Genomic DNA, 16,378 nt, shown 5'->3' with positions numbered 1-16,378 from the left:
TCGCTCACGTAAGATGCGCCATCTTTGACTCTGTGAATCCACCCTATGGAAGCTTTCCTCGTCTCGACCGGCATCGTGGCCCTGGCCGAAATGGGCGACAAAACCCAACTCTTGTCGCTGGTCCTCGCCGCCCGTTTTCGCAAACCCTGGCCCATTGTGCTGGGCATCTTAGTGGCCACACTGGCCAACCATGGACTGGCCGGTGCTGTGGGCAGTTGGGTCACCACGGTGATGGGGCCCGATGTGTTGCGCTGGGTCTTGGGTGCATCGTTCATTGCCATGGCCGTGTGGATGCTCATTCCCGACAAACTGGACGACGATGAGGGCAACAGCGCCCCCCGCATGGGCGTCTTTCTAACGACCGTCGTGGCCTTCTTTTTGGCAGAAATGGGCGACAAAACCCAAATTGCCACGGTCATGTTGGCCGCGCAGTACAACGCTTGGTTGATGGTGGTCGCAGGCACCACCTTGGGCATGATACTGGCCAACGCCCCGGTGGTCTGGCTGGGTGACGCCATCACCCGGCGCGTGCCCCTGCGCCTTGTTCACTTGGTGTCGGCAGGCATTTTTGCGGTGCTGGGCGTGATCGCTTTGTCCGGCTGGGGCGCGTGAACAGCCTTCATGGTTGCCTGAACAGCGCCTTTGGCCGAACAGGCCCCCGCCGCCTGACCCTGGGGAGGATCAATCGATCTTGGCCCCCGAAGCCTTGACCACCTGCGCCATGCGCACATAGTCGGCGGCCAAAAGCTTGCCGAAATCGGCGTTGCTCATGTCGCGGGGCTCAATGCCTTGCTTGTCCAGGCGGGCCAACACGGCCGGGTCTTTGAGCAATTTGCTCACAGCCGCGTTGATGCGGTTGGCTTCGGCGGCCGGCACAGCGGCAGGGCCCAAGAAGCCGAACCACGAATCAAACTGGTAACCCGGCAAACCGCTCTCGGCAATGGTGGGCAAGTCGGGCAGGTATTTGCTGCGCTGGGGCGAGGTCACCCCGAGCAAGCGGATGCGGTTGTCCTTGACAAAAGACAGTGCGCCAATGCTGGCCGCAATCACCGCTTGGGCGCGGCCCGAGAGCACTTCGTTGATGGCTTCGCCCGTGGCCTTGAGCGGGATGTGCACCACGTCCGTGCCCGACAGACCCGTGAAATAGGCCATGGCCAAGTGGGTGGCACTGCCCACACCGGCGCTGGCGTAGTTCATCTTGCCGGGGTTGGCCTTGGCATAACGGATGAATTCGGCCGCGTTTTTGGCGGGCACATCGGGGTGCACCATGAGCACGTAGCTGGCGCTGCCAATGTGGGCCAGGGGTGCAAAGTCTTTTTGCGGGTCATAAGCCAGCTTGGTGTAGAGCGATCCGGCAATGTTGTGGCTGGCCGCTGCGGCCACCATCACCGTGCCATCGGCCTCGGCGCGGGCCACATAACCGGTGCCCACGGTGCCGCCTGCGCCTGCGCGGTTTTCCACAATGACCGTCTGGCCCAAGGCCGCTGCCATCTCTTGGGACAGCGCACGGGCCAGCGTGTCTTGCACACCACCGGCTGCAAAAGGCACCACGATGCGCACCGTTTTGGTGGATTGCGCTTGCGCCAGGCCCACGGCCGACAGCAAAGCTGTGCCCAAAGTGGCCGTCAAAATTTCACGCCGTTGCATCATGAGAGTTTCCTTGTGATGGGTTCAAAACATTCAAAGTCAGGCCACGCACACCCGGTCGGCCAGGCGGCGCATGAAGCGCTCGCACCAGGCCAGTTGCTCCAGCGTGACCCACTCGTTGGGCTGGTGCGCCTGCGCGATGTGGCCGGGGCCGCACACGATGGTGGGCACACCCGCCTGGTGAAACAGAGCAGCTTCCGTGCCAAAGGACACCTTGCCCGCGCCACTGGCCGGGTCGACTTCGGCGCAGTCAAAACACAGCTGCGCGATCTCACTGTCGGCCGCCGTGGCAAAACCGGGCAACACCGATTTGAGTTCATGCGTGATGCCGGTGTCGGGTGCGACCGCTTGCATGGCGGGCACCAAGCTCTCGCCAAAGGCTTTGGCCTGGGCAAACAGGTCTTCGGGCGTGTTCATGTGGTGGTGGCGGATTTCCCAAGTCACCTCGCACTGGCGCGGGATGATGTTGAGCGCGGTGCCGCCTGCGATCACGCCCGTGTGGATGGTGGTGTGCGGCACGTCGTAGATCGGGTCGAACGGGCCGTTTTGAACCAGCTCGCGGTGCATGGTTTTCAGGTTCGCCACAAACTCGCAAGCGATCTCGACCGCGTTCACACCCAGCGGCGTGAGCGAAGAATGGGCCTCAAAACCGTGCACCGTGGTTTTGTACGAATGCTTGCCCTTGTGCGCAATCACCACCTGCATGCCGGTGGGCTCGCCCACGATGCAGCCTGCAGGCTTGAAGCCCTGGGCCACCATGTCGGCAATCATGCGGCGCACGCCAATGCAGCCCACTTCTTCGTCGTAGCTGAAAGCCAGGTGGATCGGGCGCTTGAGTTTTCTTTTCAGCAGCTCGGGCACCATCATCAGGCAGATGGCCCCAAAACTCTTCATGTCGGTCACGCCCCGGCCGTACATCTTGTCGCCTTGGATCACGACTTTGAACGGGTCGGTGTCCCAGGGCTGGCCGTCCACCGGCACCACGTCGGTGTGGCCCGACAACACCAGGCCGCCCACTTTGGTTTCGCCGTCGTGCGCGGGCAGGGTGGCCCAGAGGTTGGCTTTTTGCCCGCTGTCGTCGTAGGTGCGGCTGCAGCTGATGCCCAGATCGTTCAGGTAAGCCTCGGTCCAGTCCAGCAAGGCCAGGTTGCTGTCGCGGGAGACGGTGGCAAAGGCGATCCATTTTTCGATGAGGGGCAAGGCGGCCAGGTCGGCGGCTTGCACAGGGCTCAGGGCGGCGTGAGGAAGCGGTGCGTTCATGGGGGTCTCCATCAAGACGGGGGCAAAGCGGGGGCTCAAACCCGGGACAGTTCAGCCAGGACTGTTCAGCCGGAACAGTTTTTGATCTTACAGGGCATGGCTGGTGGATGCGCCAAGCCCGGCCTGCCCGGCGTCACCTTGCCGACATGCGCAGGCGTCATCTGCGCCTAAAGTTTGTGTTCCTTTCACCCCGAACACTTGGAGTTTTCATGGCCATTTATGAACTGCGCACCTACCACGCGATTGTGGGAAAAATGTCTGAGCTGGTCTCGCTCTACACCAACGAAGGCTGGCCGGTGCTGTCCAAGCACCCGCAAAAATTGGTGGGTTATTTCACCGGTGACGTGGGTGCGCTGAACCAACTCATCCACGTCTGGAAGTTCGACGACGACAACGACCGCCGCGCTTTTTGGGCCGGGGTGTATGGCGATGCGCAATTCATGGCCTTTGCGGCCAAAATCCGCCCGCTGATCCGCGAGCAGGAAAACAAGCTCATGCTGTCCGCGCCTTGGGGACCACAGCCCTGAACGCCCGGGGACTGGGCCTTGTAGGTGTGGGTGCCTCGCCCTCGCGGCGATGGGCAGTGGTCTGCGAGGCTTGATCGCGGCGGGGGCACCGCTCCTACGGGTGGCGGGTCCTGCAAGCTTGCATGCCCCGCGCTCAAGGCGGGGCCAGTTTGATCCAGGGCAAGTCTGCTGCGTGACGTGACCAGATGCTCTCAGCCGGGTAAATGACCCGGTCGCCCACCTTGAAAAAACCGTTCTTGTGCGCATCGTTTTGGAGTTTGACCCGTCTGGACGGGCTCTCCTGAACGATGAGCATTTGGCCTGGCCGCTGATTCAAAGCGCAGCCCAGTTGCAAGCCCTGGTATTCGCCGCGAGCCCCTCGAACAGGGGCCGGGTCTTGGTCACACACCATGATGTCGGTGATGGACTGGATTTCGGCGCCCGCCATCGGGGCGGACCCTGTGGCGCAGCCCGCCAAGAACAAACCCAAGAGGGTGGACACAGTCAACAACAAACGCATGGGTGGTCAGATAAATCCAAAGTGCTCTATTTTATTTATCAATTCATGCCAACAAAACAATCACACGAGTGATTAAAAAGTAAATTTTGTTAAAACTTGTAGCCTGACTCGGCACCCGGGCGCCCAGTCAGCACCCCCGCCCAACGGTTCATTGAATCAGGTAACCACCGTCCACAGGCAAGACCACGCCCGTGACAAAACGTGCGGCCGGGCTGGCCAAAAACAGCACCGGATCGGCCACGTCTTCGGGCTGGCCCCAACGGCCCATGGGCGTGCGGCCCACAATTTGGGCGTTGCGTGCCGGGTCGTCCTGCAAGGCTTGGGTCAAGGGCGTCGCGATCCAGCCCGGGGCCACGGCGTTCACCCGGATGCCGTCGGCCGCATAGGCAATGGCGAGCGACTTGGTCAGTTGCGCCACACCGCCCTTGCTGGCGCTGTAGCCGGGCGTGAGGCCACCCCCAAAAAAACTCAGCATGGAAGCGGTGTTGACGATGCAGCCTTGGCGTGCCTTGAGGCCTGCACGCGCCGCAGCGCACACCCGCATGGTGCCGTTGAGGTTGATGTCGACGGTTTGGGCAAACACCTCAGGGTCGTGCTCGGCGTTGCGCTGGATGATGCCGGCGCAGTTGACCAACACATCGAGCGCGGTGTATTCACCCAGATGTGCCCGCACATGCTCTGCGTGACGCACGTCCATCACATGGAAAGCGATCAGGCGGTTGGCGGGCAAAGCCTGTGCAGCTTCCACTTCGGCCTTGGTGGCCCCCGTGGCGGTGACACTGGCCCCCGTGGCCGCAAAAGCCCGTGCAATGGCTGCGCCAATGCCGCTGGTGCCGCCGGTGATGAAGACTTGGCGTTCTTTGTCCATATGATTTCTCCCTGTTGTTGATGTATTGCAGACACGGTGCAGATCGCCTCGGCCTCGACCGGATTCAAGCGATCCCCTCTTCACATGTCAAGGACGATTAAACCCTGAGGATGCTGGGCGCGTGAGCAGCACAAGATGATTTTGTGCTGCCGCTCTTTGTGGCTCAGCACAAAGTCGCGGTGCTCCACCGCATCAGAGGCTTGTGCATCGTAAGGCAGGGCGCACACGCCGCACAGGCCGTCGCTGCATTTCACGCTGACGCCCACGCCCGCCTCGGCCAGCACCTCGGTGGCGCTGCGCTCGGCGGGCACGCTCAAGCGGCGGCCCGACTTTTGCATCAGCAGCTCAAAGGGCTGATTCACCCAAGCGTCGGCCTCGGGCACGCTGAAGTATTCGCGGTGTAACGCGTCTTGTGGCCAGCCATGCGCAGCAGCCGCTTCAAACACACCTTCCATGAAGCGCGGTGCACCGCATGTGTACACATGCTGGCCTGGCTCAAAGTCGGGCAAGAGTTCCATGAGGTCGGCCCGTTGACCTTCGTCTTTGAAGTGGTATTGCACCTGATGGCCCCAGGGGGCCTGGGCCAGGTCTTTCAAAAAGCCCGCTGTGGTGCGGCTGGCGGCGCTGTAGTGAAAGTCAAACGGTTTGCCCAAAGCATGCAAGCGGTGCGCCATGGCGATCATGGGCGTCACACCAATGCCCCCGGCCATCAGCCAACTGTGGGTGGCGTCTTCGTGCAGCGCGAAGTGGTTGACCGGGCGCGACACAAACACCTTACGCCCTTCGCGAAAAGCCCGGTGCATCAGCGCCGAGCCGCCGCGCCCGCCGGATTCGGGCGGCTCGCGCAACACGCCCAGCACATATTTGCTGCGGTCCGCCGGATCGCCCGCCAGGCTGTAGGGGCGCTGGTATTCGGGCGCGATCACCACGTCGATGTGCCCGCCTGCCTCAAACGGTGGCAGCTCGCGGCCATCGGGTGCTTTGAACTCGTAACGCGCCAGGCCCTCGGCCATCTCTTCACGTTTGTGCAGCACCACCGGGAACACCGGCGGCTCGGCAGGCAAGGGCTGCGGCCCTGGGGCCAGGCCTTCGGTCTGGCCTGCCGCCAAACGGGCTTGGTATTGCGCAGGCGTGAGCAAGGCCTGGTAGCGGGCAATGCCCTCTTCGCGGTTGACCGGGTAAGTCACCGGGTAAGGTTGCGGCATTTTGTCGGCCGGGTACACGGCCAGAGTCTGGTCTTCATAGCGCAGGTCCAGGTCTTTTTGCAGGGTGCGCTGGTGGGTTTGCGCAGCCTGCACATAGCGGCCCGTGCGCTTGTCCAGCTCGATGTCCCACCACCATTTTTTGACCGGGTTGATGCTGCCGCGATCGAGCAGGTCATCGAGCCGCGCCAGCGCCGGTGCAGCGGCGGGCAGCTTCATGGCGACTTGGCGCCACAGGCTGTCGGCCAGCAGGCCTTCCAGATTCCATGGGCAGGTTTTCATGCAGCGCCCGCACATGCCGCCTGCCGCGTTGGTGATGCGGTAGCGGGCACATTTTTCGGCGTCGCTTTTCCAGATTTCGTAGCCGTTGTACATCAGCTTGGGGCCAGCGGTGATGGCCCCGGACGGGCATTCGCGGGCGCACTTGTTGCAGCTTTCGCAAAAGCTTTGCAAGCCAAAGTCGATGGGCCGGTCGGGCGTCATGGGCATGTCGGTGGTCACGCTGCCGCTTTTCAGGCGCGGGCCCAAAAACGGGTTGAGGATCACCTCGCCAATGCGGCTGACTTCGCCCAGGCCCGAGAGCAACAACAAAGGCGGCTGCAGCACATCACCGTCGAGCACCGAATGCACCCGGGCCGAATAGCCCAGCCGCCGAATCTGCTCGGCCAAGATGCCGCCCATCAGCGAAAAGCGCAAATACGCCCGCATGCTTTGCGCCACCGAAATCCAGTCGTCACCACTCGCGCCTTCCATGGTTTCGTGGCCTTGGTCGATCAACAAATTCAGCGCGTTGGCGTGGTAAGCGGGCATGGGGTTGCCACCCGCGTCGTGCGAGTAATAGGCCCACTCGGGCACGGCGCACAGGCCCACCGCGTCCACCCCCAAATAGTAAGAAGCGGCTTTCAGCTTGTCGGCATTGCGTTGGGGGTCGAGCGTGCTGGCGGCCACCGGGCCACGCGCCGGGCCAAACTGCAAGAGCAGCAATGCGCCCAGCGCCCGACGTGCACAGGCCCCGATGGGGCTTTTCATCACGTAGTGCGCGTTCTTGGCGTCGTCTTGCACCGACTTGCCCAAGTCGCCAAACAAGGCCCGGGCAAAAAAGTCGGCCCGCTTCGGGAATCGAGGCACCCGGTCGTGGTCGATGAAGGTGGTGGGCGTGTCTTGACGCTTGAGCGTTTCAAACGGGTGCGCCCCTTGGCGAAACTCGCGCCGGGCATAAGCGTCGCGGTGGAATGCCCCTTTGAAGGTGCCTTGGCCTAGCCACCAGGCCGGGCCGTGGCTTTGCCAGCGGTTTTGTTGAGGGTCGAGCGCCTGATCGGGGGCGATGGCCAGCGTGGTGCTGACAGCGGCCAAGGCATAGCGCTGGCCCACATAGGGGTTGCCGCCATCGGGCAGCGTCAGGCCTGCGGCCAGGGCCAGGCGGGCCAAGTCCACATCGCTGCAGCTGGCGCTGTGGGCGCGGGCCTCGTGACCCAGCATGCGCAAATAACTCGACAGCAGCACGGCTGTTTGCGCCGCCAGCACGGCGGCACGGGGCTCTTGTGTGCCGTCCAGCCAGTCGCAGCCGGGCTCACCCGGTTTGGGGTCTCGCGCAAACTCCACCAGGATCACGATGGCGTGCCTGTGGTGCGCAATCGGCCCATGCACAGTGCGGGCGGACTCCAGCACATCGGCCAAGATCATGTCCATGCCCGCCGCAAAACTGGCGGGCTGGCTTTGTGCCAACTCTTCGCCCAAGGCAGGCACAGCGGGGTTGCGGATCGGATCGGCGAGCCAGGCGCTGGCGGGCAGGGCACAAATGCCCATCATCGACGCGTCAAAGTAATAACCCGCGGCCTTCAGGTGCCGGGCGCGTTCGTCGGGCTCGGCCGGAATCTCCCCTATTTGCGGGTTCACGGCCCCATCGCGCACCAGATCAAACATGGCCATGTAACGCGCCATGGCGTGGGCCATCGATTCGGGGTCATCGTGTTCAAAACGCAGCGCTTGCATGGGCGGCACGACGCTGTCGTCGGGCGTGGCCGCCGTGCGGCGCAGGCGCTCCAGTGGGTAGGGCCCCAAGTGCACGGGGCGGTCGCGGTAAGAAAACAAGCGCATGTGCAAGCCCCCTGGGTTCAGCCCCAACGCGCTGGCGAGAGCATGTCAGCCGTCAGGCCAAACGCCGCCACCGCCTCAGGCACGCCTTGGCCCATGGCCAGCGCCGCACAGGTCTGCCCCATGGCCGCCGAAGTCTGGATGCCGTAGCCGCCCTGCGCCGCCACCCAAAAAAAGCCTGGGGCCTGCGGGTCAAAACCGCCGACCAAATCGCCATCGGCCACAAAGGAGCGCAAACCGGCCCAGGTGCGCGTCGGGCGGCGAATCTGCAAGGTGGTCATCTCTTCAATGCGGTGGATGGCGAGGGCAATGTCCATCTCTTCGGGCTGCACGTCGTGCGGCGGCACCGGGTCCACGTTGGCGGGCGAGGCCAGCAACATGCCCGCATCGGGTTTCATGTACCAACTTTCGTCCAGACTGGCCACCATGGGCCAATGGCTGCACAGCAGACCGGGGGGCGGCGCAAAGGTCAAGGCCGAGCGGCGCTTGGGCTGCAAGCCCACGGGGCGCACGCCCGCCAGCCGGGCCACTTCGTCAGCCCAAGCCCCGGCGGCATTGAGCACCACTGGCGCTTCAAAGGTCTGCCCCGCCGCCTGCACGCGCCACACTCCGTGGCTGTGCTGCAAGGCCGTGACTTGCGCGTCGCACATCAGCTGTCCGCCGTGGCGTCGAATGCCGCGCAAATAGCCTTGGTGGATGCTGTGCACATCCATGTCCATGGCGTCGGGTTCGAACACCGCACCGATGATTTTTTCGGGGCGCAGCACCGGCACCAAGGCACAGGCTTGGGCCATGTCCAGCAAGCGGACATGGGGCGTGGCCTGAGACGAGGCGGCCCAGTCATCGGCCAACAGCTGATCTTGACCCGGTGTGGCCACCATCACGGCCCCACGGGGTGACAAGACGGGGTGGTCGCTGAAGCCCGGTGGCGGTGACTGCAAAAACGCCCGACTGGCCCGCGTCAGCGCCCGCACCTGCGGTGTGCCGTAGTTCTCCATGAACAAGGCCGCCGAGCGCCCCGTGGCGTGGTAGCCCGGCTGCGATTCACGTTCGAGCAAAACCACCCGGCCGTGAGGGGCCAGCCAATGGCCAACCGAGGCTGCGGCCACGCCGCCGCCAATGATGAGAAAGTCTGCAGTGGTGTTCATGGATGACTTTCGGTGGCTCAGTCGGCCACACGTTGGCCCGACAGCTTGACCACCTCTGGCTGCACCTCGACCATGCCATAAGGACCGACCAGCTCCCCGGCCAGGGTCTGGCCCTGCACTTGCAGCTTGGCCGCCTGGAGTTGGCCGTCGGCATTGATGAAGCTCAGATGCAACTGATCCCCCTCGATGCGAGCCCCCAACAAAGGCTGCACTTGTGTGCCCAAGGTCAGCGTTCCGCCCACGCGCTGGTGCCGCTGCGTCAGCTGCAAGCGCACAGGGCCTCGGCGATCCAGGCCTTGCACCGTCCACTGGCCCGCTGCGTTGGCGGGCACGGTCCAGAAATAGCCTGTGTTGGTGCCCGCGCGGATCACCTGATCGGGTTCCCAGTCGCCCATGGAAAACGTGTTGGACAACACCCGCGTGCCCGGTTTCATGGCCAATATCGTGGGCCGCAATTGCGCGTTCAGCTCTTCCAGCAGGTACATGGTGACCACCGTGGCTTTGGAAAAGTCTTCTTTGAAGATGTCACCGTGCACGATGCGCACACGTTCGGCCACCCCTGCCCTTTGTGCGTTGCGCTGGGCCAGTGCGGCCAGGTCTTTGTTGTATTCAATGCCCCAGGCCCGCGCCCCGAACTGCCGCGCCGCCGCGATCGGAATCTTGCCGTCGCCCGCGCCCAGGTCCACCACCTCGTCATTGGGGCCGACGCGTGCGGCCGCCAGCATCTGCGTGACCAGCTCGTCCCGGGTGGGCAACCACATCACGTCCTTGCCCATTTGCCCCAGTTTGGGCGTGTAGGTTTCAGGGGGCAGGCTGCTGCAAGCTTGCAACAACAACAGGGCCACAAGGGGCCAAAGACGGGTGAACTTGGGCATGGGCAGAACCAGACTGAGCAAGGTTGTTGTGAGGTTTTGGAGGGTAACCGGATTTCAGAGCAAGGGCAGCTGTGGGGGTGACAGGACCGGCTGTGTCGATCCACACCGGTCAGTTGCCAAGGTTCGATCCAGCAAGATTGATCGCAAAAAACCCATGTAACGAAAGCGACATATTGATGCGTATTCACCCAACAAGATGATGGCGAGTTCAGTGCATTGGTGTTTTTTCAGGATTTTGAACTGGATTCACAAACCTCATCACACACATTTTTTGGAGACACACATGACCGTCACGTTGAAGAAAAAACAGATTTCATTCAAACCCAGTTTGCTCATGGCTGGCGCTGCTTTGTTTCTCGCGCAATCTGCACTGGCGCAAGCCTTGCCCAAAGCTTCACCGGAATCTGTAGGAATGTCCAAAGAACGCTTGGCAGTGCTGTCTGCGACCATGAAGCAAGAGGTTTCCAGCAATCGGTTGCCCGGCGCAGTGGTGATGATTGCTCGCAATGGCAAGCTGGTCTATTCGGAGGCGTTTGGCAAAACAGGCCAAGCGGGTGGCGGTGACATGAAAGAAGATTCGATCTTCAGAATCTATTCGATGACCAAACCGCTGGTGTCCACGGCACTCATGATGCTGGTGGAAGACGGGAAAGTTCAACTCACAGATCCCGTCTCCAAATTTCTGCCTGCTTTCAAAAACCCCCAAGTCAGTGTTCCGTCCATCCATCCCGTATCGGGTGCGGTGACCTTCAAAATGGTGCCTGCCAACAGTGAGCCCACGATTCAAGACTTGTTGAGGCACACCTCGGGCATTGCGTATGGCGAACTCACCGCCAATACGCCCGTCAAAGACGCGTACACCAAAGCCAAAGTTTTTCTTCCCAGTGTCCCGTTTGATGCACGGGGTGTGACACCCAATGAAATGTCGGAGGGTGTCGGCAAAGCGCCTCTGGCTCAGCAACCCGGAACGACCTGGGAATACTCCTTGTCTGTGGATATTCAGGGTCGTGTTGTTGAAGCCGTCAGTGGCAAACGCCTGAATGACTTCATGAACGAGCGCATGTTTGGGCCCCTCAAAATGAAGGACACAGGTTTTCATGTTCCTGCGGCCAATGCCTCGCGTTTGGCTGAGGCGTTTGCCAAAGACCCCTTGACGGGTGCGCCCAACGTTTTGATCGACGTTTCCAAAGTACCCGGCAATGACTCGGGCGGTGCTGGCGGTGTGGGCACAGCGGGCGACTACTTGCGGTATTGCCAAGCCATGTTGAATGGCGGATCACTGGACGGTGCCCGGATTCTGTCGCCCTCTACCGTGCGGCTGATGACGGCCGACCACCTTGGCACCGCCATCAACACGACCACCAACCCGGGTCAACTCTTGTTGGGGACCAACGGTTACACGTTTGGACTGGGTTTTCTGGTTCGATCACAAGACGGCATTGCCCCGGTGCACGGCTCGGCGGGCGAGTTCATGTGGGCTGGCTTTGCGGGGACTTTTTTCTGGGCTGAACCCAAAGAAAAATTGTGCGCCGTCTACATGACACAGTCCCCCAGTCCATTGCGTGCCAGCTACCGCAGACTGATGAAGAACCTGGTTTCTCAAGCCATTGTCAATTGAGACAAGCCAAGCCCAGCGTCAAGTTGGGCTTGGCTTTTGGGGGCCTGTCAATCCGCTTGGGCGTGAGCGATGTGATGACTTGATGGGCATGACGCGCGTTGTTGACGCTCGATGACGTTTCAGCTATCGGGCTCACGCCTTCGGGCTTGGAGGCCAGCGAAAGCTGAGCGTGCTTTGCAGCGGGAGCAGACACTTGAAGCAATCCACTCGCCGACTCTTGTCGGCCAAGGCGATCCCTGTCCTGTATTGGCTATTGCAGATGTTCTTTAATGCAAGGGCAACCGTATCGGGAGTTCATGTTGACACATGGGTGCTACGGTGCAACGGCGCAGGGAGAAAGGCCAAGCTTTGCGGTTTCTTGTAACGGGCAATGCGCGTATCGAGGAAATTCAGCAGTTCTGCCGCCGCAACGTTTGACCCGGTTTTCAGGGAACAAACTGCGTGTACGGCCTCACCCCATTTGTCGTCTGGCTTGCCGAAGACAAAGGCTTCGGCCACGGCAGTATGTTCGAGTAAGACTTGCTCCACCTCGGCCGGATAAACATTTTCCCCACCCGTCTTGATGAGTTGTTTATGGGCCGTGCGACCGGTAAACCACAGCCAACCGTCCTCATCGATGCGTCCAAGATCTCCTGTGCGGTGCCAAGGGTCAGTCGGTTTGAACGGCCGCTGGGTTTCAGGCTCCCAATACCCCAGAAACACGGTCGGACCTCGAACGGCAATCTCGCCTTCGAGTCCTGTGGCCAAGGCACAACCTGCCGCATCTTGCACCCGCACTTCGGTCGGCGCCATGGGTCGACCGGCGGCGCCCGGGCGCTCACTTTGCAAACCCAGACAAACCATGCTGGACACCTCGGCCTGACCGTAGGCCGACCAGAATTTGGCAGCAGGGCACAGCGCGGCCAATCGGCCAATCACGTCAGGGGGCTCTAACCCCATGCACACGCGCAAACTGGCCAGTGACGCCGCACCGTCAAGGTTTTGCGTTGCCGTATCCAGCAAGGCACCCAGCATCGGGGCAAAGGTGGCGCACACCGTGATGTCGTGGCGCTCTACAGCTGCGACGGCTGCCACGGGATCGAAACGCGGCAAGATCACACTAGCACCGCCCGCTTCGAGCAGCGCAAGAGCCAGTCCCATACCGGCCGCATGGAACAACGGCAGCACGCCCAACCAACGGTCATGAACACCCAGTGACCACACGCCACCCGTTTGAATGGCGGATGCGCGCATTTGCGCCTGGGACAAAACCGCGCCTCGCGCATGACCTTCCACCGCCGCCGTGTAAAGCATGATGACCCCCAGATCGGGTGCATCTTGACGCGGTACATGACCCTGGGATTGACCCACACAGGCCAATGCCCCATTGACGCCTTCGGTCAGGGTTTCAAGGGGTACACCAGCCATGCCATCGGGCCATGCCGCTGTCCACAACGAGGCACACCCTGCGTCAACAATGAGCAGGGAGGGACTGGCATCACGCGCTTGCTGGGCCATTTCAGCCGATGACAGACGAAGATTGAGCGGCACCAGCATGGCTCCAAGCCAAGCCACAGCGCCCAACAACACCAAGACCTCGGGGCGGTTGCCGCTGACCACCAACACGCGATCGCCACGTCTGACACCGGCAGCATGCAAAGCTGCAGCCTGTTTTTGCACGGCTTGATGCAAAGTGGCATGCGAGAAACTGTGGCCTTCGAAAATCAGCGCAGGGCTGTCTGGCTGCGATCGGGCATTGCGCTCCAGCAGGTCAATGATGGTGTTGTGGCTGTTTGGCATGGTTGTCATCTGTGAATCTCAATGGCGTCTTCAGAATCGGGCGCTCACTGCCCCTTAAATAGAGCGGGTCTTTTTTGTACGAAAGCGGCTATCCCCTCGCGTGCATCCGAGGTGGATGCACAGGCTTTCAGCAATTGCTGCTCCAGCAGCAAGTGGTCCTGCAAGGACACGCCTGGCCCTTGTGTCGCCAGTTTTTTGATGGCGGCCAATGAGGCAGGCGCAGAGTGGCACAACTGTCCGACCAACCCTTGAGCCGCAGCTTCCAGCTCTTGGGCAGGAAAGACTTGATCGACGGCACCGGCGGCCAGGCAACGCTGTGCATCCACGGCCTGACTGAGCATCAACCATTGCTGCGCTCGAACAGCTCCGATGCGCCTCGCCAAAAAATAGGACGCCCCGACATCTGGGGACAAGCCTATGGCTGAATACCCTGTGCGCAGTTTCATGGTGTCACTGGCCAGCACGAAATCGCCACACAAGGCCAAACCGATGCCCGCACCGCCTACAGGTCCACCCACCACGGACACAACGGGGCAAGCCGCCTGTGCCAGCTGCAAATAAGCCGGAAGGAGTTGATCCAGGATGTCATTGACAAGCTGCGGCAACTGATCACCCGCGCTGGCGAACTCCTGGATATCGCCCCCTGCGCAAAAAATGGGGCCTCGTGCCTTGATGACCACCACACGCGGTTGCGCGGCCAGCACCTCAGCGATCGCCTGCGCCAAAGCGGACGCGGTGTCGAATCCCAAAGCGTTGTGGTGTGTTGCGCGATCGAGGACGATGCTGCCCACCCGTGGCTCGGCCGTCCAGTCAATGCCGTGAAGCGTCGGCATGCCTTCAACCCAACCAACGCTTGCGGCGACGGTAGTGCTTGACCTCGCGATAATTGCGCCGTTCTCCGCTGGCCTGCTTGCCCAAATAGAACTCCTGAATGTCCTCATTGGCGCGCAGTTCGGCGGCCGTGCCCTCCAGCACCACGCGACCGTTTTCCAGGATGTAGCCGTGGTCGGCAATGTCCAGCGCGGCTTGGGCGTGCTGCTCCACAATGAGCAGAGAAACACCTTCCTGGCGCAGTTTGGCAAGCAACGCAAAAATTTCACTGACCATCATGGGCGCCAGGCCCAGTGAAGGTTCATCGATCATCAGCAGTCGGGGTTGCGCCATCATGGCGCGCCCGATCAGCAACAACTGTTCCTCCCCACCTGAAAGGTAGCCCGCGGTGCGGGTTCTCAGTTCAGCCAGTCGGGGAATCAGGCCGTAGACCCGCTCCAGCCCCTGCTTCACGTCGGCCATGCGTGTCAGGCGATGCCCGCCCACGACGAGGTTTTGCTCCACCGTCATGTGGCGCAGCACCTTGCGCCCCTCGACCACATGGACCACGCCATCGGCCACCATCTGCTCGGCAGAGCGCCCGGTGACCTCTTGGCCCAACATGCGCACGTTGCCGGAGGCCACACGCCCTTCCTCCACATCCAGCATGCCGGAAATGGTTTTGAGCGTGCTGCTCTTGCCAGCGCCATTGGGGCCCAGCAGCACCGTACAGCCGCCAGCCGCCACCTCCAGCGTGATGCCTTTCAGTGAAAGGATCACGTCGGCGTACAGGACCTCAACGTTGTTGAGTGCAATCAGTGGTTCAGTCACAGCAGCTGCCTTGCTTTACCACTTGGCAAGCTTGGGCACGGGCACCTGCGTGGCCGACGTGGTCAGCTTGCCCCCCACCACTTGGCCAATGTTGACGCGTGGATCACGGGTTGGAAACGGCGCTTCGACCGAGTAATCGATGTCGCCACCGCTGTATCCAAAAAAGTCTTTGCCTGAGAAGTTGGTATCAATCAGGGTTTTGTAAAGCAACTCACCGGTCAGCTTGTCACCACCATGCTTGCGTGCAGCCGTCTCGACGGCGCGCACCATGACCAAGGCTTGGCTCATGCCCACGGTGGTCAGCGAATGCCAGGGTGCTTTCATGCCGTACTTGGCCACCAACATGTCATAAAACCTTTTGGTCTCGTTGTCTTCCTCTGTGGCGATCACGCCGGAATGGACCTCATAGTCTCCCTCCATGGCGGCCATGCCACCGACCAGTTTTTGCAGCATGGCTGGCGAGTTGTGAATGCTGTAGGCCATGGGCACGTTCTTTCCCAAAGCCTGCATCGCCCGCTTGACGGCCACCGCCTGCTGGATATTGGTGGGCACCAAAATCAGTTCAGCGCCGGCATTGAGAACACGGCGCAGTTGCAGGGTCACGTCCGCAGGCTGCGGCTCCACATAGACCATTTCCACCAGATTGATTTTGGTGGGGTTGGCCTTGGCATAGGCGTTGATGCCCTTGCCCAAATCGGCAAAAGTGGGGGAAGCTTCGGTGGTGAACATCGCCACCTTGACGGGGCGCGAGCCACCGGCTTTGGTCTTTTGGAACCACTCGACGAAGCCGGTGAACTCATGCACAAATGTGGGCCGCGTGGACATGACCCACTGGTTAGGTCGCCAGCTGAAACCTGTGGCGGCAGAGCCCAAGATCATGGGCACCTTGTCGGTCGGCAGGCGCTGCTGAACAGCCGCTACGTCCGGCCCACCCAAAGACAAGCCAATCAGGGGTTTGGTGGCCAGCACACCGGGCCAGAGGCTGGCCGTCTGGGCCGTGTCGTAGCGCGTGTCATAGGTTTTCATGTCCAGCTTCACGCCGAGCTTGGCGCCCACTTCGGCATTCCACCAGTTCACCACGCCCTCGCGCCCGGGTCCGACCATCGGCATGATCGCGGCAAATGGGCCGGAGTAATCCGACAAGGCAGGCACCTGGTAAACCGTTTGCGCGGAAACCGGGGCCATGGCTGCAGCAGCCATGCCTGCAGCCGTCACGGCGC

The 16,378-nt window shown here is 61.6% G+C and carries 14 protein-coding genes; 3 read left to right on the top strand and 11 right to left on the bottom strand.

Annotated features, from left to right (window positions below; genetic code table 11):
* Positions 1-45: 45 nt before the first annotated feature.
* Entirely contained in the window at positions 46-612 is a 567-nt protein-coding gene (locus B9Z48_RS03435; RefSeq protein ID WP_108377118.1) for a TMEM165/GDT1 family protein, read from the top strand.
* 69 nt (positions 613-681) lie between these two features.
* On the opposite strand, the gene B9Z48_RS03430 is transcribed toward B9Z48_RS03435, so the two are convergent.
* Entirely contained in the window at positions 682-1,650 is a 969-nt protein-coding gene (locus B9Z48_RS03430) for a tripartite tricarboxylate transporter substrate binding protein (RefSeq protein WP_089961346.1), read from the bottom strand.
* Positions 1,651-1,686: 36 nt separating this feature from the next.
* A complete protein-coding gene (gene argE, locus B9Z48_RS03425; protein WP_089961491.1) occupies positions 1,687-2,907 on the bottom strand; it encodes an acetylornithine deacetylase in 1,221 nt (406 codons plus the stop codon).
* Between the two features lie 209 nt (positions 2,908-3,116).
* Here argE and B9Z48_RS03420 point away from each other — a divergent pair, with 209 nt between their 5' ends.
* On the top strand, positions 3,117-3,434 hold the full coding sequence (locus tag B9Z48_RS03420) for an NIPSNAP family protein (RefSeq protein ID WP_089961350.1): 318 nt from the start codon (positions 3,117-3,119) through the stop codon (positions 3,432-3,434).
* A gap of 133 nt (positions 3,435-3,567) precedes the next feature.
* On the opposite strand, the gene B9Z48_RS03415 is transcribed toward B9Z48_RS03420, so the two are convergent.
* From B9Z48_RS03415 to B9Z48_RS03395, 5 genes are all read right to left on the bottom strand, one after another.
* Positions 3,568-3,933, bottom strand: a complete 366-nt coding sequence (locus B9Z48_RS03415; protein WP_089961353.1) for a hypothetical protein — start codon at positions 3,931-3,933, stop codon at positions 3,568-3,570.
* Positions 3,934-4,081: 148 nt separating this feature from the next.
* A complete protein-coding gene (locus B9Z48_RS03410; protein WP_089961356.1) occupies positions 4,082-4,801 on the bottom strand; it encodes an SDR family NAD(P)-dependent oxidoreductase in 720 nt (239 codons plus the stop codon).
* 80 nt (positions 4,802-4,881) lie between these two features.
* Complete coding sequence (locus tag B9Z48_RS03405; RefSeq protein ID WP_108377199.1) at positions 4,882-8,100, bottom strand: 4Fe-4S double cluster binding domain-containing protein; 3,219 nt, start codon at positions 8,098-8,100, stop codon at positions 4,882-4,884.
* 17 nt (positions 8,101-8,117) lie between these two features.
* A complete protein-coding gene (locus B9Z48_RS03400; RefSeq protein WP_089961361.1) occupies positions 8,118-9,245 on the bottom strand; it encodes an FAD-binding oxidoreductase in 1,128 nt (375 codons plus the stop codon).
* A 17-nt stretch (positions 9,246-9,262) separates the two neighbouring features.
* Positions 9,263-10,120, bottom strand: coding sequence for a class I SAM-dependent methyltransferase (locus B9Z48_RS03395; RefSeq protein WP_089961365.1), 858 nt, complete (start codon positions 10,118-10,120; stop codon positions 9,263-9,265).
* Positions 10,121-10,403: 283 nt separating this feature from the next.
* On the opposite strand from B9Z48_RS03395, the gene B9Z48_RS03390 reads away from it, so the two are divergent.
* Entirely contained in the window at positions 10,404-11,738 is a 1,335-nt protein-coding gene (locus B9Z48_RS03390; RefSeq protein WP_228769318.1) for a serine hydrolase, read from the top strand.
* A gap of 294 nt (positions 11,739-12,032) precedes the next feature.
* On the opposite strand, the gene B9Z48_RS03385 is transcribed toward B9Z48_RS03390, so the two are convergent.
* Genes B9Z48_RS03385 through B9Z48_RS03370 form a run of 4 tightly spaced genes read right to left on the bottom strand, consistent with a single transcriptional unit; the run spans position 12,033 to position 16,373 of the window.
* Positions 12,033-13,526: an AMP-binding protein gene (locus B9Z48_RS03385; RefSeq protein WP_108377117.1), complete on the bottom strand. Its 1,494-nt coding sequence runs from the start codon at positions 13,524-13,526 to the stop codon at positions 12,033-12,035.
* Between the two features lie 35 nt (positions 13,527-13,561).
* The gene (locus tag B9Z48_RS03380; protein WP_089961373.1) at positions 13,562-14,350 is read right to left on the bottom strand and encodes an enoyl-CoA hydratase/isomerase family protein; all 789 of its coding nucleotides are present in this window, start codon (positions 14,348-14,350) and stop codon (positions 13,562-13,564) included.
* A 4-nt stretch (positions 14,351-14,354) separates the two neighbouring features.
* Positions 14,355-15,158, bottom strand: a complete 804-nt coding sequence (locus B9Z48_RS03375; RefSeq protein ID WP_233261005.1) for an ABC transporter ATP-binding protein — start codon at positions 15,156-15,158, stop codon at positions 14,355-14,357.
* Between the two features lie 15 nt (positions 15,159-15,173).
* Positions 15,174-16,373, bottom strand: a complete 1,200-nt coding sequence (locus tag B9Z48_RS03370) for an ABC transporter substrate-binding protein (protein ID WP_146186227.1) — start codon at positions 16,371-16,373, stop codon at positions 15,174-15,176.
* Positions 16,374-16,378: the final 5 nt, after the last annotated feature.

The organism is Limnohabitans sp. WS1 (assembly GCF_003063265.1).
Taxonomy (GTDB): domain Bacteria; phylum Pseudomonadota; class Gammaproteobacteria; order Burkholderiales; family Burkholderiaceae_C; genus Limnohabitans_A.
This window is presented reverse-complemented; position numbering and strand designations above follow the sequence as displayed.